This window comes from Nitrospira tepida, from assembly GCF_947241125.1.
Lineage (GTDB): Bacteria > Nitrospirota > Nitrospiria > Nitrospirales > Nitrospiraceae > Nitrospira_G > Nitrospira_G tepida.
On the sequence record NZ_OX365700.1, the window covers coordinates 4,006,335 to 4,028,123 of the forward strand.

Annotated in this window: 17 protein-coding genes and 2 tRNA genes; 8 read left to right on the forward strand and 11 right to left on the reverse strand. The window is 60.3% G+C overall.

Annotation, left to right across the window (positions count from 1 at the left end):
- Positions 1 to 9 precede the first annotated feature (9 nt).
- From QWI75_RS19030 to QWI75_RS19045, 4 genes are all read right to left on the reverse strand, one after another.
- On the reverse strand, positions 10 to 2,133 hold the full coding sequence (locus tag QWI75_RS19030) for a cadherin-like beta sandwich domain-containing protein (RefSeq protein ID WP_289270765.1): 2,124 nt from the start codon (positions 2,131 to 2,133) through the stop codon (positions 10 to 12).
- A gap of 101 nt (positions 2,134 to 2,234) precedes the next feature.
- Complete coding sequence (locus QWI75_RS19035; RefSeq protein WP_289270768.1) at positions 2,235 to 3,488, reverse strand: cadherin-like beta sandwich domain-containing protein; 1,254 nt, start codon at positions 3,486 to 3,488, stop codon at positions 2,235 to 2,237.
- A gap of 225 nt (positions 3,489 to 3,713) precedes the next feature.
- A complete protein-coding gene (locus tag QWI75_RS19040; protein ID WP_289270770.1) occupies positions 3,714 to 5,027 on the reverse strand; it encodes a cadherin-like beta sandwich domain-containing protein in 1,314 nt (437 codons plus the stop codon).
- 31 nt (positions 5,028 to 5,058) lie between these two features.
- On the reverse strand, positions 5,059 to 7,671 hold the full coding sequence (locus QWI75_RS19045) for a cadherin-like beta sandwich domain-containing protein (protein WP_289270772.1): 2,613 nt from the start codon (positions 7,669 to 7,671) through the stop codon (positions 5,059 to 5,061).
- A 436-nt stretch (positions 7,672 to 8,107) separates the two neighbouring features.
- Here QWI75_RS19045 and QWI75_RS19050 point away from each other — a divergent pair, with 436 nt between their 5' ends.
- Entirely contained in the window at positions 8,108 to 8,614 is a 507-nt protein-coding gene (locus QWI75_RS19050; RefSeq protein ID WP_289270774.1) for a hypothetical protein, read from the forward strand.
- A gap of 180 nt (positions 8,615 to 8,794) precedes the next feature.
- On the opposite strand, the gene QWI75_RS19055 is transcribed toward QWI75_RS19050, so the two are convergent.
- The 7 genes from QWI75_RS19055 to QWI75_RS19085 form a co-directional block, all read right to left on the reverse strand.
- A complete protein-coding gene (locus QWI75_RS19055) occupies positions 8,795 to 10,927 on the reverse strand; it encodes a cadherin-like beta sandwich domain-containing protein (RefSeq protein WP_289270776.1) in 2,133 nt (710 codons plus the stop codon).
- A 392-nt stretch (positions 10,928 to 11,319) separates the two neighbouring features.
- Positions 11,320 to 11,847 carry a YcbK family protein gene (locus QWI75_RS19060; RefSeq protein ID WP_289270778.1) on the reverse strand — a complete coding sequence of 176 codons (528 nt, stop codon included), beginning with the start codon at positions 11,845 to 11,847 and terminating at the stop codon, positions 11,320 to 11,322.
- Between the two features lie 139 nt (positions 11,848 to 11,986).
- On the reverse strand, positions 11,987 to 13,678 hold the full coding sequence (locus QWI75_RS19065; RefSeq protein ID WP_289270779.1) for a glutamine--tRNA ligase/YqeY domain fusion protein: 1,692 nt from the start codon (positions 13,676 to 13,678) through the stop codon (positions 11,987 to 11,989).
- A gap of 97 nt (positions 13,679 to 13,775) precedes the next feature.
- A tRNA-Gln gene (locus QWI75_RS19070) sits at positions 13,776 to 13,849 on the reverse strand.
- Positions 13,850 to 13,948: 99 nt separating this feature from the next.
- A tRNA-Gln gene (locus QWI75_RS19075) sits at positions 13,949 to 14,022 on the reverse strand.
- Positions 14,023 to 14,058: 36 nt separating this feature from the next.
- Positions 14,059 to 15,474, reverse strand: a complete 1,416-nt coding sequence (gltX, locus tag QWI75_RS19080; protein WP_289270781.1) for a glutamate--tRNA ligase — start codon at positions 15,472 to 15,474, stop codon at positions 14,059 to 14,061.
- A gap of 210 nt (positions 15,475 to 15,684) precedes the next feature.
- Complete coding sequence (locus QWI75_RS19085; RefSeq protein ID WP_289270783.1) at positions 15,685 to 16,104, reverse strand: 2Fe-2S iron-sulfur cluster-binding protein; 420 nt, start codon at positions 16,102 to 16,104, stop codon at positions 15,685 to 15,687.
- A 203-nt stretch (positions 16,105 to 16,307) separates the two neighbouring features.
- Between QWI75_RS19085 and QWI75_RS19090 the strand changes: the two genes are divergently transcribed.
- From QWI75_RS19090 to iscX, 7 genes are all read left to right on the forward strand, one after another.
- Positions 16,308 to 16,793 (forward strand): RrF2 family transcriptional regulator, encoded by a 486-nt coding sequence (locus QWI75_RS19090; RefSeq protein ID WP_289270785.1) that lies wholly within the window; start codon positions 16,308 to 16,310, stop codon positions 16,791 to 16,793.
- On the forward strand, positions 16,790 to 18,007 hold the full coding sequence (locus tag QWI75_RS19095; RefSeq protein ID WP_289270787.1) for an IscS subfamily cysteine desulfurase: 1,218 nt from the start codon (positions 16,790 to 16,792) through the stop codon (positions 18,005 to 18,007). Before QWI75_RS19090 ends, QWI75_RS19095 begins: the two co-directional genes overlap by 4 nt.
- A 58-nt stretch (positions 18,008 to 18,065) precedes the next feature.
- Positions 18,066 to 18,470 (forward strand): Fe-S cluster assembly scaffold IscU, encoded by a 405-nt coding sequence (iscU, locus tag QWI75_RS19100; RefSeq protein WP_289270789.1) that lies wholly within the window; start codon positions 18,066 to 18,068, stop codon positions 18,468 to 18,470.
- 18 nt (positions 18,471 to 18,488) lie between these two features.
- Complete coding sequence (locus tag QWI75_RS19105; protein WP_289270791.1) at positions 18,489 to 18,836, forward strand: HesB/IscA family protein; 348 nt, start codon at positions 18,489 to 18,491, stop codon at positions 18,834 to 18,836.
- A gap of 103 nt (positions 18,837 to 18,939) precedes the next feature.
- Positions 18,940 to 19,623 carry a Fe-S protein assembly co-chaperone HscB gene (hscB, locus tag QWI75_RS19110; protein WP_289270793.1) on the forward strand — a complete coding sequence of 228 codons (684 nt, stop codon included), beginning with the start codon at positions 18,940 to 18,942 and terminating at the stop codon, positions 19,621 to 19,623.
- A 41-nt stretch (positions 19,624 to 19,664) separates the two neighbouring features.
- On the forward strand, positions 19,665 to 21,485 hold the full coding sequence (gene dnaK / locus QWI75_RS19115; protein WP_289270795.1) for a molecular chaperone DnaK: 1,821 nt from the start codon (positions 19,665 to 19,667) through the stop codon (positions 21,483 to 21,485).
- A 68-nt stretch (positions 21,486 to 21,553) separates the two neighbouring features.
- Entirely contained in the window at positions 21,554 to 21,766 is a 213-nt protein-coding gene (gene iscX / locus QWI75_RS19120) for a Fe-S cluster assembly protein IscX (protein WP_289270797.1), read from the forward strand.
- Positions 21,767 to 21,789: the final 23 nt, after the last annotated feature.

Genomic DNA, 21,789 nt, shown 5'->3' on the forward strand with positions numbered 1-21,789 from the left:
GTCCGTGCGCTACCGGTTGACCGTTACATTATAGGTCACGGTCGTCACCTGATCCTGCGCCCGCACGAGGACCGTGATCGGAGTCGAAGGCCCGGTGAGCGGCACCTGCAGCGTCGTGCCTGAGGCGACCGCCGCCCCATTGATCGTGATCGAGGCGTTCGGCTCCTGCACCGTCGCCGTCACGTTCGCGGCGGCCGTAAAGAGCCCGGCGCCGTTGACCGTGTACGTCGTCACGGACGGGCTGAACACCGGGAGCATGAACCCGGGAGTGACCTGTAACCCTGCCAGCAAGGCATTGGAGGACGGCGCCCTCGTGATGGTGACCGAATAGGTCTTGGTCGTCACCCCATCCACCGCCCTCACCAAAATGGTCACGCTGTTCTGACCGACCGCAAGCGCGACCGGCCCGAAGGCTTGACCCGACGGCACAGATTGGCCGTTGATTGTCAATGTGGAGGTGGCATCTTCCACTGTGGCTGTGACGGTCGTGGAGGTGGTCTCGTTCGGTACCGAGAGCGTATAGCTGGTGACCGAAGGGCTGAACGGAGGCGTCGGCGACCCGGCCGAGAGACTAAGACTCGCCAGATTAACGTTGGCCGCGCGGGTGATCGTAACCGTATAGGTCTTGGTCGCCCCGTTCAACGCCCGCACGATGATCGTCACTTGATTCGGCCCGACGTTCAGTGCAATGGGACCGAAGGCCTGGCCGGAATTGGCCGCCGCGCCGTTGATCGTGAGCGTGGCTGTGGGATCCTGCACCGTTGCGGTCACGGTCGTGCTCGTCGTCGTATTGAGGACCTCCAGACTGTACGTCGTGGTGCCGGCGCTGAAGCCGGGCGACAGGGGACCGGCCGATACAATCAGTCCGGCGAGATCGGTCGAGACCGTGCGCTCCACGGTCACCGTATAGGTCTTCGTCGTGCCGTTCTGCGCCGTCACGACGATCAGGATCTGGTTCGTCCCCACGTTCAACGCGATGGGCGGTGACGCTTGCCCCGATCCCACCGGCTGACCGTTGACCTGCACCGAGGCCGTCTCGTCGGCGACGGTCGCGGTCACAGTCGTGCTTGCGGTCGTGCTGGGCACCGAGAGACTGTAATCCAGCTGGTCTTCGGAAAAGGCCGGCGAGAATGATCCGGCCGACAACGCCAACGCGGACAGGTTGGCATTGCTCGACGGCGGGCGGGTGATCTCGATCGTGTAGACCTTCGCGGTTCCATCCTGCGCCGTCACTCGAACCGTCAAGATATTCACCCCGATGGTCAAGCCGATCGGCCCGAATGGCTGCCCGGAGGTGGCCGGGGTGCCATTCACCGTCAGGGAGGCGGTGGCGTCGGCAACGACGGCCGTAATCGTCGTTTGCGTGGTCGAATTCCCCGTGGCAATCCTGTAGCTGGTTTGGTCCGGGGTGAACCCCGGAGACAGGGCGCCCGCCGACAGGGACAGTGACGCGAGGTCGGCAATCCCGGACGCGCCGCGGACGATGGCTACCGAGTAGGTCTTGACCGCGCCGCCCGGAGCCGTCACCACGATCGTCACGGCATTCGGTCCCAAGTTGAGGGGGATCGGACCAAACGTTTCGCCGGACCGGGCCGGAAGATTATTGATCGCGACGGTGGCGGTGGTATCGGCGGTCGTGACGGTAATGGTCGTGCTCGTGGTGGAGTTGGCCGCCAAGACCGAATAGGCCAACACCTGCGGATCGAAGCGCGGGCTCAATCCCCCGGCAGACACCTGCAAGCTCGCAAGATCGGCGATCGCCGCAGCAGCGCGGGTCACCACGATGGTGTAGGTCTTGTTGAATCCCGGCCCGTCCACGACCACGGTCACGGTGGTCTGGCCGACCGCGAGCGGGATCGGCCCGAACGGTTGGCCCGGCGTCGCCGCCTGATTATTGATGCTGATCTTGGCCAGCCGTTCGGCCGCCGTCGCCGTCACGGTGGTACTGGTGGTGGCGTTGGGGACGAGCACGGCGTAACTCGTCACGGCTGGATCGAAGGCCGGGGACAGCGCGCCGGCCGACACCACCAGCGAGGCCAGGTCGCCCGGCGTGCTGCCCGGTGGACCGGGCGGAGGATCGGAACTTGGAATGCATCCTCCTGCGGCGGCAAGCAGCAGCCCTTGCAGAAGCACGAAGGTGGATTTCCGTCTTGAACAGACAACAGCCCAATGCAGCCCCCCGCTCTGGCGAGGACTGCGCGATGGGGCAGCGGATGGCATCTGTGAGTTGGGGCTTATTTGTTGACGGTCACGGAATAGGTCACGGTCGTGACGGTATCTTGGGCGCGCACGAGAATCGTAATCAGAGTGGATGGCGTAGGGAGCGGCACCTGTAGCGTCGTGCCGGAATCCACGGACATGCCATTGATGGTGATCGTGGCATTGGGCTCTTGAACCGTGGCGGTCACATTCGCAGTGGTGGTAAAGAGCCCGGCGTTGATGACCGTGTAGGTCGTAGTGCCGGGACTAAACGGCGGGATCATGGCACCGGGGGTGACCGTCAATGTCGACAGGAGCGCATTCGACGAAGGGGCCCGGGTGATCACGACGGTGTAGGTCTTGACCGTGATTCGATCAGGGGCCATCACTGACACGGCAAAACTATTGGGGCCGACGTTGAGGGGCACCGGGCCAAAGACCTGCCCGGAGGCCACCGGCTGTCCGTTGATCGCCAAGGTAGAGCCGGCCTGCTCGATCGTCGCCGTGATCGTGGTCGAGGCGGTTTCGTTCGGAACATTGACCTGGTATTCCGTCACATCCTTGTTGAACGGCGGGCTCAAGGCTCCGGCCGAAACTGCCAGGCTCGCAAGATTGACGTTCGCCTGTCTGGTGACCACCACGGTGTAGCTGCGGGTCGAGCCGTTTTGAGCCGTCACGACCACCACGATGTTGTTGGCCCCGACGTTCAAGGGGATCGCCGGGGAGGGCTGGCCGCTCGGCACCGATTGGTTATTGATCGTGATTTTGGCTGCCGGGTCTTCTGCCGTGGCTGTCACGATGACCTGCGTCGTTGAGAACGGCACCGAGGCGCTGTAGGAGGTTTGATCCCCGTTGAAGGAGGGGTTGAGACTGCCGGTCGACAGAACCAGACTCGCGAGTCTATTACTCCCCGGCGCCGCCCGATTGATAACGAGGTTGTAGATTCGCGTCTGCCCGCTGGGCGCCGTTTCCTCCACCAACACCGCCACCGGATTGGACCCGAGGGAGAGGTTGATCCCAACAGCCTGTCCGGAGGAAACCGACTGATTGTTGATCCTCATCCTGGCCAGTTGCGGATTTGCGAGCGTCGCGGTCACGGCCACGCTGGTGGTTTGATTCGAGACCGACACCACGTAACTGGTGACGGTGGGAGAAAACGCGGGAGAGAGCGGCCGGTCCTGCCCCCCCTCCTGCACTTGCAGCGAGGCCAGGTCGAGCGCCGGATTTTCCGAAACCGGTGGAGAATCAGGATCGGGAATACAGCCGGGCAGCAAGAGCAGGAACGCCAATACAGAGAGGCATCCCTGCCACCAGGGTTGCCACGAGGTTGTCTTCTTGAAAAGGCGTAGGGACCGCACCAATGGCGGTCTTAACACAATCGCAAGGGCAACACAATATGTGGGGGAAACCATCCAAACCTACACCCACTGGAGCGGGGCAGCAGTCAGCACCTTGTTCAAACTGCGATCACCAAGCATGAGTGTTGGTGTTGGTATTCGAATCTGAGCGTTCCGCTAATCCTTCTCCACATCGACCCGATAGGTCCTGGTGTTGCCGTTCTGCGCCCGCACCTCGATATTGATGCGGGTGGTATTCGACAGCAGCAGGACGGCGGCGGATGATTGCCCTGGGTTTGCAGGCCCGTTGTTGATTTTCACGGTCGCGCTCGAATCCTGCGCCGTAGCCGTGACCGTGGTGGAGAAGGTCGTTTTGGAGGTCTCCACATCATAACTGGTTCTGGTTGGACTGAAGGGAGGCTGGAGCGCCCCCGCGGAAACGACGAGGTTGGACAGGTTCGCGTTCGAGGAAGCCCCGCGCGCCACCTCGACCGTATAGGTCTTGACCGTCACCCCGTCCTGGGCCCGCACCGTGATCGTGATCTGTGTGGTGGTGCCGGAGGGATTCAACGGGATCGGCCCGAACGGGACGCCCGAGACCGCCGGTTGGCCGTTGATCGTGAGGCTGGAGCTGGCGACCTGCACCGTGGCAGTCACCGTCGTGGTCGCGGTCGTGCTGGCGGTGGTGACCGAATAGTTGACGGTATTGGGGTTGAAGGGGGGGCTCAGCGGACCCGCCGACAACTGGAGCGTGGACAGATTGGCGTTGCCGGGCCCGGCCCGGTTCACGAAAACCCTGTAGGTCTTGGTCGTGCCATTCACCGCCGTGACGACAATGGTGATGGTGTTGGTGCCCGTCGCCAGGTTGATCGGGTTGGACGGCTGGCCGGAGGTCGCCGGTTGGCCGTTGATCGTGAACGTCGCGCGCTCATCGGAGAGCGTGGCCGTCACGGTCGTCTGCGTCGTCGTCGAGGGCGCAGAGACCGAATAGTCGGTCGTGGCCGGGTCGAAATCCGGCGACAGGGGGCCGGCGGACAGTTCCAGGCCGAAGAGATCGGCAGGCCCGCCCCGCGTGACCACCACGGTGTAGCTTTTCGTGGCACCGGGCGCATCCACGACCACCGTCACCGGGTTGATGCCGACATCCAGGGGAATCGGGCCGAAGGGTTGGCCCGACACGGCCGGCTGATTGTTGACCGCGAGCTTGGCCGAGGCATTGGCGGCGGTGGCCGTGAGCATGGTTGAGTCGGTCCCATGCGGCGCCATCACGTCATAATTGGTGACGGCGGGAGTGAAAGCAGGGTTGAGCGGACCGGCCGAGAGCTCCATCGTCGAGAGATCGGCGGGCGAGGGGCCGGCGGCGGGACTATCTCCATCCGGAATGCAGCCGGCCGTGATGAGCGCCGTGACGGCCAGCATCGCGACCGTTCGCAAAAAGGCAGACGGGGCGTGAGTCTCAGACCCGATTGCTGTCCGGATGCGGTGTTGCATGGGTATGACCTTGTGACCTGTTGGTGAAAATTTATGGGTTCCGCGTGACGGTCACAGTGTAGGTCTTGAGGGTGCCATTTTGGGCCCTCACAACTATGTCGAGCTTAGTATCTCCAACTGCAAGCGCGATCGAACTCGATGGTACGTTATGTTGTAGGTTAGAGGGTGTTCCATTGTTAACAGAGAGAGTCATCGTTGCAGTAGTTGGCTCTTGGAGACTCGCCGTAACCGTCGTCGAAGCCGTCGTGTTTGGTACAGAAACCGTGTAGCTTGTGATTGAAGGATTGAAGGGAACATTGTTGGGATTTAACGTGCCGGCAGAAACCGACAGTGCGGAGAGGTTATTATTGCTGGAAAGGGCAGCGGCTCTGGTGACCGTCACCGTGTAGGTCTTGAGGGTGCCATTTTGGGCCCTCACAACTATGTCGAGCTTAGTATCTCCAACTGCAAGCGCGATCGAACTCGATGGTACGTTATGTTGTAGGTTAGAGGGTGTTCCATTGTTAACAGAGAGAGTCATCGTTGCAGTAGTTGGCTCTTGGAGACTCGCCGTAACCGTCGTCGAAGCCGTCGTGTTTGGTACAGAAACCGTGTAGCTTGTGATTGAAGGATTGAAGGGAACATTGTTGGGATTTAACGTGCCGGCAGAAACGACAAGATTTGACAGATTGTTATTTCCAGAGGCTGTCTCACGAGTAATCCTAACCGTGTAGTCCTGGGTATTCCCAGCGGGAGCCGTGACCCTAACCGTCACAGTGTTCAGTCCCTCGACCAAACCAGTGACCTGGAACGGCGACCCGGTTTGGGTGCTCGATTGATAAATGAATGTCACTGTGGCGCCTGGGTTTACCTGTGGGACTGCGGTGATGGTGGTACTGGTCACCGAGAAAGGCACAGTCACGTTATACGTAAACACTCCTGCGGCAATGAGATTAGAGCTGCTTGGGGGATTAACAGTCAGTGTTTGTAGCAAGGCGTTTGTAGATGGTGGCGTTGCCCTGTTCACGGTCGTGATGTAGTCCTTCGTGTTCCCTGCCGGCGCGGTGACGCGAATTCGAACGCTATTGTTTCCGACCTGAAGCGGCTGAACGATGAAGTTCTGGCCAGCCGCCAACTGCGACGGCGATCCATTATTAAGCGAGATCGTCATCGTGGCGCCGCCATCTTGCGGGGCTGCCGTGAAGATAATCCCTATCACATCGCTTGCCACCGACGCGTTGTAGTTCGTGGTTCCGGGCGAGAAGTCCGGTTGGAGTTGACCAGGCGAAACCGCCAGGCTCAGAAGATTGGCGTTACTCGACGCCGGGGCAGCCCGATTGATGATGAGCCCGTAGGTCTGGACGTTCCCGCTTTCGGACACCACCGTCACATTGACCGGTGTGGAACTGGGCGCCGGAGACGCAAGCGTCACAGATATGCCCTGACCAGAATTGGCCGGAACGTTGTTGATGGTGAGGCGTGCTTTCTGATCCTCTAAGAATCCCGCGACCGTGACGCTCGTCTGGTCGCTCGCAACTGTCACCGTGTAGGGCCCCAGGTTTCCTGGATTGAATCCTGTGACGGTTCCGCCAGGCGGATTGACCGTCAGATTCGACAAATTGGCATTTGTCGAGGGCGGCTGCCGCGTAATCGTGACCGTATAGGTCTTCGAGGCCACCGTTGGTGACGTTACAACAATCGTGAAGGTATTCGGCCCGAGCGCTAACGGGAACGGCCCATAAGTTCCCCCACCCAAGACTGGCCCTTGCAGGTTGACGGTTACCGACGCAGTGTCATCAACAGGGGTGGCCGTAATCGTCGTTTGATCCGTTGTGAATCCTGTCGAAACGTTGTAGGTGAAGGTATTGGCATTGAATGCAATCGCGGTGGCCGAAGCACTCAATGTCGCCAGGTTGGTCGTACCGGTTCTCAGTACGGTAACCTGATAGTCCTTGGTCACCCCATTGGCGGCCGTCACGCGAATGAGAATGAGATTACTAGAACCGACACTGAGAGTAATAGGACCGAAGGGCTGCCCCGAATTGACCGCTGTCCCGTTGATCGTCAGTGATGAAGTGTCGTCCGCAACTGCAGCCGTAACCATTGTGTCCGGTGTGGTGAAGCCCGTCTTAACTTCGTAGGTAGTCTTGTTCGGATCAAACGCCGGTTCCAAAACTCCGGCGGATAATTCCAACTTTTCCAGATCGGCATTGGGCGCGCGGGTGACGACGATGGTATAGGTCTTGGAAATCCCCGGACCGTCGACCAGGATGGTGATCGGCGGGTTGGTCCCCAATTCCAGATTGATCGGCCCGAACGGCTGACCGGAGGTGGCTGACTGGTTGTTGATTTTCACCGTGGCGCGGGCATCGGCCAGGGTCGGGGTGATGGTGATCGAGGCGGTATTGCTGCCGACCGAGACGGTGTAGTTCAGTTCATCGGGACCGAAAGCAGGAGAGAGCGCCCCCTCGGACAGTTCCAGATTGGCCAGATCCGCCGCGCGATTCGGCCCCGGCGGCGCGTCGGAACTGGGGATACAGCCCGTGAGGGCTGTCACAAGCAAAATGAAAGCGGCCCCCCCTCGCCACCAGGCCGACCGGCCCCCTTGTCTGGGTTTCACCTGACGATTCCATCCTGCCGCTGCATCAACAAACACCTTGAGCACTGAGGGTCTCCTCTCGGCCTCACGACACGCTTGTGGGTAGGAAATGGGGTAGACGCTGTATTCTTTTGCCTTCGTTTCTACGCCGCAGGGAGGCTGTATCATGGCGGACGGGTAGACCTGAATCCCATCCCACTTTGGTAGGGCTTCCCTAAGAAATTGGACGTTTTACAGAGGCCTGCGAGCCGGCTCCCAGGGCCGGTTATCCGGAATCAGGCTGTGCCGATTCGGCCCTGGTTCACCGGAGATCTCCGGCTTTCTCGATGGCTCCCTTGCGGCAAAGCGTGCCTGGATATTCGTCATAAGTCGTTGGAACCATTGCATATCTCGGCTAGACTCGACTGTTGGTGCTATCTTTTCCTTGGTACGGATCATTGATCCGGATCAGAGGAAGAAGGGTTGAACCAGCCGCAACCGGCGCCGCCACAGAGGAGCACCCATGAGCACGTCACATCATGATGAGGTCCCCGGAATGAAACCCTGGGGTTGGATGGTCCAGTATGGAGTCGGGATGTTGCTGGCCTTGCTGCTGGCCACCTTGCTCGGCAACATTGCTCTGTTCAAGCAGACTTCGCTCGCCGGCACGGGCTTGAAGGCCGCGCACCTGGTCCAGTTTATCGGGTATGGAGGCGCGCTGCTCCTCTGCTGGCTGTTGGGGCGGCGCATCGCGGCCGATCCGCCGTTTGCCGGGGCCTGGATGCCCTGTCTTCGCGAATTAGTGCTGCCGGTGACGGCGCTGATTGTGAGCGCCGGCGCCTACCCCGTCGCGCTGTTGGTGCTGAAACCCTTCTTCAACTCGACGGCCAAGTCACTCTACAATTGGATTTTTGTGCTCGGGATCACCGGCGTGGCGATCTGGTTGACGGCGGCCTGGTTTCTGAAAGCCGCTCCGCTCGTCCCGTCCGTGCAGGCCGAATCGGGCAAGCGCGTCAAGAAGGCGGCCTAGCCCGCGCCGGCGTCCTCTCCCCGACTTTGCTCTTCGCCCCTCTCCTCTGCTTGTCAATCTCTTGCTCTTGGCCCCGCCGATGCCGGCGGGGCCAAGTCGTTCCGGCAAGCGGCTGCGCGTCGCCTCTCCCTCCAGAACCGGATGATGTGGAAAGATCGCTTGACGGTGCGGATTGGCGGATTACAGCGGCCGATTAACGGTCACCGTATAGGTTTGGCTGTTGCCGGCCTGGGCTGTGACCACAATGGCAATGGGAGTGGCGCTCCCGGGCGCGCCGAGATTCACAAGGAATGGCGTCCCTGAGGCGACCGCTTGGCTATTGATCGTCATGGAGGAAGTGCTGGGGGCTTCCAACGTTGCCGTGACTGTCACATTGGCATCCGTGTTGGCCACTGTCACGGTGTAACTGAGGGTGGCAGGAAGGAAGGCGGGGGTCATGGTTCCCGGCGCGATGGTCAGCGATGCCAGATTGGCGATGCCCGGCGCCGCTCGGTTGACCGTCACGACATACTCCTGGACGTTGCCTTCCAGCGCGGTGACGCGAATCGTGATCTGATTCGCTCCGACGACCAATCCGTTGACGGTGAACGGCGTACTGTTGGCCACCGCCTGCCCGTTGATCGTCATCGTGGAGCTGCCGGCCTGCATGCTCGCCGTCACGGTGATGCTCGTCACGTTGTTGAGGACAGTGACTGAATAGAGCAGCGTGGATGGAGCAAAGGCCGGCGATAGAGTCCCCGCGCTCACTGTCAGGCCGGAAAGGTTCGCATTGCCGGCCGGCGAGCGGTTGACCGTGAGCACATAGTCCAGGAAATTCCCCTGCTGGGCGGTCACACGAATGGTGACCGGATTCGCTCCCACGGCCAGGCCATTGATCGCGAACGGCGTGCCGGATGCCACCGCTTGCCCGTTGATCGTCATGGTGGAGCCGGCCGCCTGCACGGTGGCGGTGACGGTCACGCTCGTCACCGGATTCAGCACGTTGGCGCTATAGGCCAAGGTGCCGGCATTGAAGGCCGGCGTCAAGGAACCCGGAGTCACCGTCAGGCCGGAGAGGTTGGCATTCCCCGGCGCCGGACGCACGATCGTGACCGTGTAGGTTTGGCTGTTGCCCGCCGGATTGGCTGTCACGACAATCGTCGCGGTCGTATTGCCGATGCTGAGATTGTTGAGCGTGAATGGCGCACCTGATGCAACGGATTGCCCGTTGATGGTCATCGTGGAGGTCAAATCCTGGACGGTGGCTGTCAGCGACACGCTCGTGACCGGGTTCGAAATGTTGAGAGTATAGGTGAGCGTGGACGGACTGAAGGCCGGCGAGAGGGTCCCTGTGTTGGCAGTCAAATTCGACAGATTGGCATTGCCCGGCAAGGCGCGGTTAACGGCGATGGCGTAGGCTTGAGCCGTGCCGGTCTGGGGAAAGACCAGGATCGTGATCGTGCTCGATCCCACTGGGATGTTGTTCACCGTGAACGGTTGGCCGGATGTCGCCGGCTGGCCGTTGACTTGGAGTGTCGAAGTCGGGTCCTGCACGGTCGCCGTCACAACCACGCTGGATGTCGGATTGTTCACGCTGATCGAGTAGCTGAGCGTGGAAGCACTGAACGCCGGTTGTAGAGTTCCGGGTGAGACGGTTAGTCCCGAGAGGTTGGCATTCGTGGACCCTTGAACCCTGGTCACGGTCACCCTGTAGGTCGTGGAAGGCACCGACGGCGCGCTGACGACGATCGTGATCGTAGTTTGGCCAATGGACAAGGGAATCGACTGCGAATCCTCTCCCGAGTTGACCGGCTGGCCATTGACCGTCACGCTGGCGTTGCTATCGGCGGTGGTCGGCGTCACGGTGGTCGACATTGTGGTGAACGGCGCCTGCACCGCATATTCGAACTGGTTCGGGTCAAATGCCGGCTGGAGCGCCCCCGCGGATACCCGCAGATCCCAGAGACTGGTATTGGCTGCGCGCGTGATGGTGAGGGTGTAGGTCTTCGAAGCCCCCGGCGCGTCGACCAAGATTACAATCGACGGGTTGCTGCCAAGCGCCAGATTGATTGGACCGAACGGCTGGCCTGACTGCGCCGGCTGGTTGTTGACCTTCACCGTCGCCCGGCTGTCGGCCACGGTCGGGACGATGAGGACCGAGGCAACATCGCTTCCCACCGTGACGGTATAGTCGGACACCTCCGCGTTGAATACGGGCGTCGGCGCGAAGGTTTTCGAAGCTTGCGGAGCGGATAGGATCTCGAGATTCTGCAGGTTGGCCGGGTTGCTGGCGGCTCCGCCGCCACCCCCACCGGGAATGCAGGCGCTTAACAAGCACAAGAGCGCCGGTAGACCCCATGTCCATGTGGCGACCAAGGTCCGAATCGCTCGCTGCGTCTGGGGCGTGTGTGTTGGATGGCCTAGGACAGGCCGATTGTTGCGGCGCACAGGCAGTGTCACGCGTCTGACCCTCAGTGATGATGAATGGAGTCATCATCAGGGAGACCTCTCGCACCGCCCATTCCGCTTCGGTAGGGACCTGCGACGCGACCGTCAGGAATTTGGAGGGGAGCACCTATTCAATCGGTGGGCTCACGCTCAACCGTTGTTCCGGCCTCGCGCTCGACCGATGAGATCTGCTGTCTGGCTCGGATTCGGACGATTGCGCGGTGATTATTGAGGTGGGAATTGGAGGAAACGAACCTGACAGAACAAAAACGATTGCCTCACCACCAGCGGACCGGACCGCAATCGACATGCACGAACCCGCGACGCGGATAATACCCGACCCCGCCTTGTCCCAACCGCAGCGCCGCTTGGCGGATCTGGCGCAACGGCACGCCGGGAATGTGAAAATCCACAGCCTGGGCCGTGACGTGGAAACTTTGCCTGGCCACCCGCCGGCCCCGCTGTTTGATCAGCACGGTTTGGTATTCCGGAGAACGGTAGGCCGAATGCACGACGATGTCCTTGTCGCCCCCGACCTGCTTATGGAGGGTGTTCAGGAATTCGATCACCCGGAGGTCCATGCTGGCGGTCCGGTTCGTATAGTTGCACCGCATGAAATTGTTGAGGTCTTCGAGCGCCGACGCATCGTACCGCCCGAGATCGTTGCGGTAGGTCACCTCCAGCCGCTCGTTGGTATGCGCGTGGCACAGCACCAGCCGTCCTTCCGGCAGGCGACCGGCAAAGACGTCCGTTGGCCACAGCGCGCGCGCGCAACAGACCATCGCGGCCGCAAATGACGTCCGCAAAAAGGACCGCCTCGAACAATCTGTTCGCAACAGCTCATCCATGATGATGCGTGATAAAGAGAACGAGCGAAGGTTGTATGGGGAGATATTTGGGCTTCTAACAGATCCGGCCGGTCCGGTCAAGATGAAATTTAGGGCTTCATCCACGCCCCTGGGCCTTTTCGATTTTGGCCCACGTGTCGCGCAGCGCGACCGTCCGGTTGAAGACCAGACGTTGCGCCGTCGAATCCGGATCGACGCAAAAATAGCCGAGCCGCTCGAACTGCACGCGCAGTCCCGGCTTCGCCTCGGCCAAGCCCGGTTCAACCAGACAGCCTCGAAGGATCTGCACCGAGTCAGGATTGAGACAGGAGACGAAGTCCTGCTCGTCGCCGGGGCTGGCCTCATTCAGAAGCTGCTCGTACAGCCGCGCCTCGGCGGGAACGGCCCGCGCGGCCGACACCCAATGGATCGTGCTCTTGACCTTGCGCCCGGCGCCTGATCCGCCGCTGCGTGTCTCCGGATCGTAGGTGCACCGGACTTCCATGACCTCGCCGGTCCGTTCGTCCTTGATGATGCCGACGCACTTGACGATGTACGCATAGCGCAGGCGCACCTCGCGTCCGGGGGCCAGGCGGAAAAACTGCTTGGGCGGATCTTCCCGGAAGTCGTCCTGCTCGATGTAGAGTTCTCGCGAGAATGGCACGAGGCGCGAGCCCGCAGCCGAATCCTCGGGGTTGTTGATCGCTTCCAGCTCTTCGATCTTCCCCTCCGGATAATTCTCGATCACCAGTTTCAGCGGACGCAGGACGCCCATCACTCTGGCCGCGCGCTTGTTCAAGTCTTCGCGGATAAAATGTTCGAGCAGCGCCATCTCGACCACCGAGTCCCGCTTGGACACGCCGATATGCTCGCAAAACGCCCGAATGGCCTCAGGGGTGTAGCCGCGGCGGCGGAGTCCTTTGATCGTCGGCAGCCGCGGATCGTCCCATCCGGTGACATGCCCTTCTTCCACCAGCCGAAGCAACTTTCGCTTGCTCATCACCGTGTGGGTCAGGTTGAGCCGGGCGAACTCGATCTGTTGCGGCGTCGAAGGCGCGCGGGATTCCCTCACCACCCAGTCGTACAAGGGGCGGTGGTCTTCGAACTCCAGCGTGCAGATGGAATGCGTAATCCCTTCGATCGCGTCCGACAGGGGATGGGCATAGTCATAGGTGGGGTAAATCAGCCAGGCGTCCCCAGCCCGATAATGCGGGACGCGCCGAATCCGGTAGAGGATCGGATCGCGCAGATTGATGTTGGGCGAGGCCATGTCGATCTTCGCCCGCAAGACATGGCTGCCCTCGGCGAACTCTCCTTCCCGCATGCGCCGGAACAGGTCGAGGTTCTCGTCCACCGTTCGGGAACGATAGGGACTGTCCTTGCCCGGCTCCGTCAGCGTGCCCCGATATTCCCGGATCTGATCGGCGTTCAAACTGTCCACATAGGCGCGGCCCGCCCGGATCAGATGAACCGCAAACTGATAGAGTTGCTCAAAATAGTCGGACGCATAGAGTTCCTTGTCCCACGCGAACCCGAGCCACCGCACATCGTCCTTGATCGATTCGACATACTCCATGCTCTCCGTGGTGGGATTGGTGTCGTCGAACCGCAGATTGCAGGTCCCGCCGTGCTCCAGCGCCAGCCCGAAATTGAGACAAATCGATTTGGCATGGCCGATATGGAGATAGCCGTTCGGCTCGGGAGGAAAACGGGTGGCCACACGGCCGCCGTGCTTGCCGGCGGCTCGGTCCTGAGCCACGATCTCCTTGATGAAATTCGAGGCGGCGGAACCGGTCGGTTCGTTCATCATGCTAACGACCACGCGTTTGTGAACGGTTCATCCCTGAAAACACAAAGAGCCGGCTGGTGTGGCCGGCTCCTTCTCCCCGATACCCGGTTCAACGAAATGGCTGGGGGACCAGGAATCGAACCTGGGTAGTCAGATCCAAAGTCTGACGTCCTACCGCTAGACGATCCCCCAGCGCGAACCTCGACTTCGATGCGCGTCCGGAGCGCATCCTGCCCCACCGAGCGGCACCACACGACGCAGAATTGGCCGGTGAAACGAAGACGGACAAAGTGGCTGGGGGACTAGGAATCGAACCTAGGTAGTCAGATCCAGAGTCTGACGTCCTACCGCTAGACGATCCCCCAACCAACGTGCGAGACTAATATATCACTGCCCGCCAGTCAAGCGCGCTGGGCGCGGGAGACCGCATGACGCAACCGTTCAAGCGTCCGGTCCCGCCCGAGCAGATCGATCACCTCGAAGAGTCCAGGGCTGGCCGTCCGTCCTGTCAGCGCCACTCGCACCGGTTGCGCCAATTCGCCCATTTTGATGCCGGCTTCGGCGATCACGTTCTTGAACACCGCCTCCAGGCCTTCCTTGTCGAAATCAGGAACCGCGGCAAAGCGATCCGCCAACCGCTCCAGCAGCGGGGCGATGGCGGGCGTGAGAAATTTCTTGGCCGCCGCTTCGTCCATCTGGATGTCGGCCTGAAGATAGGGGATCGCGGCCTTGGCCATCTCTTCTAGCGTCTGGGACCGCTCACGAAACGCCAGGACCAGCCGCTCCATCCACTCGCCGGACTTGCCCGCGGCTTCGGCTCCAACCCCGGCCCGTTCCAGGAAGGGCTGCAACTGCTCCGCCACCCGTTTGGGTTCGCTCTGCTTGATGTACTGTGCATTGAGCCAGAGCAGTTTTTCAGGATTGAATACGGCTGACGATTTCTGGACATTGTCGAATGAAAATTTTTCGATCATTTCTTGAAGCGAGAAGACTTCCTGATCCCCGAACGACCAGCCCAGCCGCACGAGATAATTCAGCATGGCTTCGGGCAGATACCCCATGTCGCGATACGCCAAGACCGAGGTGGCGCCATGCCGTTTCGACAACCTGGCCTTGTCGGAACCCAGAATTATGGACAGATGGCCGAATTGGGGCACGTGAAATCCCAGCGCCTGGAAGATCGGGACCTGCCGCGGCGTGTTGGTCAGATGGTCATCTCCGCGCACGACATGCGTGATCCCCATCAGGGCATCATCCACCACGACGGAAAAGTTGTAGGTCGGGTAGCCGTTGGAACGCAAGATGATCAGGTCGTCCAGCACCGCGTTATCGAATACCACGCGGCCCTTGACGAGATCCTCGATGACGGTCTGCCCTTCTTGCGGAGCGCGGAACCGCAAGGCGGCCTCTCCCGTCGGATTCACGATTCCCCGCTCCCGGCACCGCCCGTCGTATCTCGGCTGCAACCCCTTGGCCAGGGCCTCCTTTCTCCTTTCCTCCAATTCCTCGGCGGTGCAGACACACCAGTAAGCCTGCCCGTTTGCGAACAGGCGCATGGCATGGTCGCGGTACAGTTCCATGCGCTCGGTCTGGCGATAGGGTCCTTCATCCCAATCCAACCCTACCCAGCGCATTCCTTCGAGAATGGCCGTGATCGCTTCTTCCGTCGATCGGCTCTGGTCGGTATCCTCGATCCGCAGAATAAAGGTGCCGTGATGGCGCCGCGCATACAGCCAATTGAAGAGGGCGGTTCGGACCCCTCCGATGTGTAAATAGCCCGTTGGACTGGGTGCAAACCGGACACGGACCTGGCTCATCAGGCAGTCCTCTTCAGCTTCGTCATGCCTTCAATGATCTCCGAACGGCACGGCGATCTTGCGATGGATGGCTCCTCGGCGCTGCGCACCTCATTAACACGCAGAGGAGAGGTTGTAAAGGTAACGGATCGAGGCCGATTCGGAACACAAGGACTGGCCGCACGACGGTTAACGCCACGCCGACACAAGGACCGACGCGGTGGCCGGGGGTCAATGACCTTCTTTCACAAGGTTCTTGTTGACGGCAGGGATCTCGACGAGCACATCCTTGGTGCCGTTGGGAACACATTGACAACCGAGCCGGGAATGCAAGGTGATCGCAGGAGCCTCGTCCAATTGATCGAACTCGTCGTCCGTTCCTTCGTTGCAGGTCTCCAGTCCCTGTTTCACGTAGACATGACAGGTCGAGCAGGCACAGACCCCCCCGCAGGCATGCTCCAAGTCAATCCCGTTGGCCAGCGCAATATCGAGGATGCTGCCGGGAAGTCCCGTCTCCCCATAGGGGAGCTTGTCTGGGTCCACGTTGACCACGACGGTTTCATTCGTGGCCTGCTTGACGAATGTGACCGTATAGGTCTTGGTCGGTAACTGGTATTCGGCCTTTTCGATGTAGGGGTTTGTCCCGCCCATTTGTTAATATCCTTTCAGTATCAGAGGCTTATGTTACATGCCTACATGCCGTCAGGCTTACCGCCGACCTCCTCAAGCTTGAAATCGTGCACCGATCTCCCTGACCACGGTTGACATTCGAAAAATCATGATGATACTTTATATACGACTTTTCTAGTCGGAGATCAATATGATCTCCGATTAAATAAATCGGATATGCGCTTATGCTGAAGTTCTCCAAAAAGGCCGACTATGGACTGATGGCCCTCCAGTACATGGCTTCCCGCCAAAGCCAATACGGTGACCTGGCCGCACCCCGTATCGTCAACACCAAAGAAATTGCTGAAGAATACAACATCCCGTCCGAGTTGCTCGCCAAGGTTCTCCAAGCCCTGGCAAAGAGCGGCGTGATCGAAAGCCACAATGGACCGAAGGGCGGATATTTGCTGGCGCACCAGGCAAAGACCATCACGATCGCACGGGTCTTGGAAGCGATCGAGGGACCGTTGGGTATCACCGATTGTTCGCACGATAATCATGACGGGACGCTCTGCTTGCAGCAGGAGCATTGCACCATCCGGACGCCGTTGCTCAAGCTCCAGGACAGTATTTATCAACTTCTGAACAATATGACCCTCCAGGACATGATGGGGGGCACCCCGCTTATCACCGTGCAATCCCTTACGACCGGCCAAGGAGTGACAAGATGAAATTGCCGATTTACCTCGATAACCACGCGACCACCAAGGTCGATCCACGCGTCGTGGAGACCATGTTGCCGTATTTTACGGAGAAATACGGGAATGCGGCCAGCCGCAACCATGCCTTCGGATGGGTGGCCGAAGAGGGCGTCGAACAGGCGCGCCAACAGATCGCGGAAGCGCTCAATGCGGACGCCAAGGAGATCGTGTTCACCAGCGGGGCCACGGAATCGAACAACCTCGCTCTTAAGGGCGTCGTCGAGATGTACCGGGAAAAGGGCGATCACATTATCATCAGCTCGACGGAGCATCGCTCGGTGTTGGACACCGCCAAGACGTTGGAAACCAAACGGGGCGTGAAGGTGACCTACTTGCCGGTGGATAAATACGGCATGGTAAGCCCGGATGATGTGCGGGCCGCCATTACGGACAAGACGGTGCTCATTTCCGTCATGCTGGCCAACAACGAAATCGGCACGATCAACCCGGTGGCGGACATTGGCAAGGTGGCCAAGGAGAAGGGCATCCTCTTTCACTGCGATGCCACGCAGGGCGTTGGGAAGATCCCGGTGGACGTGCAGGCGATGGGCATCGATCTCCTGTCCTGCACCGCGCATAAGATCTACGGCCCCAAGGGCATCGGCGCCCTGTACGTCCGGAAGAAAGGCCCGCGGGTGCGCTTGGCCCCGATCATCGACGGAGGCGGACACGAGCGCGGCATGCGGTCTGGGACCCTGGCGGTGCCATTGATCGTCGGATTTGGAACCGCCGTGACCCTCTGCCGGCAGGAGATGCCGGTGGAATCGGTTCGTCTGGCCGCGCTGCGGGACCGGCTTCAGACAACCATTACGACGGCATTGGAGGAGGTCTACCTCAACGGCCATCCGACCCAGCGGCTGCCTCACAATTTGAATCTGTCCTTTGCCTACGTCGAGGGCGAGTCGCTGTTGATGGGGATGAAGGAGATCGCGCTGTCGTCGGGGTCGGCCTGTACCTCGGCCACCTTGGAGCCTTCCTACGTGCTCAAGGCGCTTGGAGTGGGAGCGGAATTGGCCCACTCGTCGATTCGGTTCGGCATCGGCCGCTTCAACACGGAGGAGGAGATCGACTACACCGCCAAACGGATGATCGAGACGGTCACGAAATTGCGCGAGATGTCTCCCCTGTACGAAATGGCAAAAGAAGGCATCGATCTGAAATCCGTCCAGTGGGCGGCGCACTGACCACGACACATGGACATTGACGTTATAAGAGATAAAAGGACAGAGAGGAGGACCGGTCATGGCATACAGCGACAAAGTCGTTGATCACTTTAACAACCCCCGCAACATGGGTTCGTTCAAGAAGGACGAAGAAGGCGTCGGGACCGGGATCGTCGGCGCCCCCGAGTGCGGTGACGTCATGAAGCTGCAGATCAAAGTGCAGAACGACACCATCGTGGACGCCAAGTTCAAGACATTCGGCTGTGGGTCCGCCATTGCCAGCTCCAGCTTGGCCACGGAATGGCTCAAGGGAAAGAGCGTCAACGAGGCGGCCCAGATCAAGAACACGGATATCGTGCAGGAACTGAACCTGCCGCCCGTCAAGATCCACTGCTCCGTGCTGGCGGAAGACGCGATCAAGGCCGCGCTCAACGACTATAAGAAGAAGCAGGGGGGCGCTGCTCCGGACGGCAAGGAAGGGTAACCACTGAGAGGTACAGAGATGGACAGCCAAACCACTACACCGGTCATCACACTCACCGAATCCGCAGTCAAGGAAGTCAAGCGCCTGCTCGACCTGCAGGGCATCACCGAAGGCGGGTTGCGTTTGGGCGTGAAGGGCGGGGGCTGCTCGGGATTAAGCTACACCCTGAACTTCGACGAGAAGATCGGTCCGCACGATCAGGTGTATGACATCGAGGGGATCAAGGTGATTGTGGACGCCAAGAGCGCCATCTATCTCCAAGGGACCCAGCTTGATTATTACAAGGATCTCATGACCGGGTCGTTTCGGTTCATCAACCCCAACGCGTCGAAGACTTGCGGCTGCGGAGAATCCTTCTCCGCCTAGACGGTCCGCGAGACTGCGATCAAGAAGGCGGCGGTCAGCCGCCGTGAGAATGTTGATCATGGAAGAGACGGTCAAAGCGCCTCCTCGACGCACCGAGCTCCAAATGGCTCGGAGCATGTGCTGGCATTGCCAGTCCGAAGTCACGGGAGAGTATTTTTGCGACCGTTGCGTCAAGGTTCAGCCGCTCTCCAAGGAGAGCGACTACTTTTCCTGCTTGGGTCTCCCGCGTCGTCTGTCGATCGACGCACAGGAACTGGAACGCCGGTTTTACGACATGAGTCGCGCGTTTCATCCGGATTTCTTCCACACCAAAACGGACACGGAACGGATGATCAGCCTCGGCAACTCGGCGCTGCTGAACAATGCCTACCGGACGTTGAAAGATCCGATTCAACGGGCTGAATATCTGGTCGGCCTGGAAGCCGGGTCGGTCAAGGACATCCGATCGGCCCCGCCGGCCGACCTGTTCGAAGAAATCCTCTCTTTGCAAGAGGATCTTGAAAGCTATCGGGAAGGCCTGGCGGAGGGGCCGTCCGACAAGCTGGCCGGCTTGCGGGCCAAGCTCGACTCGGACCGCCGAAGCCTGGAGGAACGGCAGCGGGAGTTGGAGTCGAAGCTGTTCGCCCTGTTCGGGAAATGGGATGCGCTCCACCAACGGGAGGACGGAGGCGCCGCAATGCGCGCTGACAAGGACGCTGTGCTCAAAGAGATGCGCGAAGTCCTGTCCAATCGCACCTACGTCCGGAACATCGTCACCGACGTGGCCAACACCCTGGAATCCAATTAGGCACCGTCTGTCCAATCTCCACATCCATACGCTAGGACATCATGGCACCCATCGTCGGCATTGATCTCGGCACCACCAATTCACTCATCGCCTACATGGACGGCTCGACCCCTCGCGTGATCACGGGGCGTCATGGCCGAGCCATGGTGCCGTCGGTCGTCGCGCTCACCGACAACGGGCTGATCGTCGGCGACTCCGCGAAGGAATTTCTCGTGCGAAGCCCGGACCGCACGGTCTATTCCGTGAAGCGCTTCATGGGCAAGAGCCTGCAGGACGTTTCCGAAGAACTGGCTTATTTCCCCTACCAGCTTGAAGAAAAGAACGGGGTCATCCGCATCCGCATCGGCGAGAAGACCTACTCCCCTCCGCAAATTTCCGCCATGATCCTGAAGGAATTGAAACAACGGGCGGAGGCGTTCTTCGGAGAGGATGTGAGACAAGCCGTCATCACGGTCCCGGCCTATTTCAACGACAGTCAGCGTCAGGCGACCAAGGACGCCGGGACGATTGCGGGCTTGGAGGTCCTGCGGATCATCAATGAGCCGACGGCCGCGTCGCTGGCTTACGGGTTACAGGAGCGGACCCAGGGCACCATCGCGGTCTACGACCTCGGCGGCGGCACGTTCGATCTGTCGATTCTCAAACTGAAGGACGGCATTTTCGAAGTGTTGGCCACCAACGGCGACACGCACTTGGGCGGCGACGATTTCGACCGGCGTTTGGCCGACGTGATGGTGAAGGAGATCCGCGAGCAGCAAGGATTGGATCTGAACCGGTTTCCCGATGCGATGCAGGCTGTCCGGCTCGAAGCCGAACGGGTGAAGATCCGGCTCTCGGACGACCTGAAGACCTCGGCAACGGTGGAGTTGCCGGACTCCACAGGCCGATACCAGCGGGAATTCACCCGCGATCAATTCCACGCCTTGACCGCCGATCTCGTCGAGCGCAGCTTGAAACCCTGCCGCCTGGCCATGAAAGATGCAGGCCTCAACCCATCCGAGATCGACGAAGTCGTGCTGGTCGGCGGCGCAACCCGCATGCCGGTGATCCGGCAGCGCGTGCAGGAGCTGTTCGGCAAACGCCCGCATTGCGAATTGAATCCCGATGAGGTCGTGGCGTTGGGTGCCGCGGTCCAAGCCGGCATCCTCAGCGGCGCCACCCAGAATCTTCTGCTGCTGGACGTCACGCCCCTGTCGCTGGGAATCGAGACCATGGGCGGCGTCATGAGCCCGCTGATCCGGCGCAATACCACGATCCCCACCAGCGCCAAGGAAATGTACACCACCTACGTGGACGGTCAGACTTCCGTGGATCTGCACATCCTGCAAGGGGAACGCGAACTCGTCAAAGACAACCGGAGCTTGGGGCGCTTTCAGCTCAAGGTCCCGCCGTTGCCGGCCGGCATTCCGCGCATCGAGGTCACGTTTCTCATCGATGCCAACGGGATTCTCAACGTGTCGGCCAAAGACGTGCGCACCGGCGAGACTCAATCGATCCAGGTCAAGCCCTCCTACGGCCTGTCGGACGAGGAGGTCGAGCGGATGATCAACGAATCCTATGCGTTTGCGGCGGAAGACCTGAAAGCGCGCCAAGTGATCGAGGCCCGCACGGAAGCCGATGCCATTCTCACGGCGACCGAGAAGGCGCTGCACATGGGCGCCCATCTCATCGACGCCACAGAGGCGGAGCAGATCCGCCAGACGGTCGCAACGCTCCGCGCCGTCAAACAGCAGGATGACCACCGGGCGATTCGGGCCCAGATCAGCGAGGTGGAAAAGGTCACTCACCACCTGGCCGAAGTGTTGATGGACAATTCGCTCAAAGAAGCGCTGCAAAATAAGAAACTATCCCAAGTCACCTAGCCGCTATCACGACCCAAAGGCGCGTGGAGCGTTTGGATGACTACCGCGCCGCACCCGAGGACGAACCGATGCATGTCACGTGGCAGGATACCGAAGAGATTGCCGTTCAACTGACGGAAGCACACCCGGACGTGGACCCGCTGACCGTCCGCTTCACCGACCTGCATGCCTGGATCACAGCCCTCCCCGACTTCAAGGACGACCCCAAGAAATCCAACGAGAAGATTCTCGAAGCGATCCAGATGGCCTGGTGGCAGGAATATAAGGACGCCCGGTCGTAGACCCTCCGCCCGGCCCTGCGCAA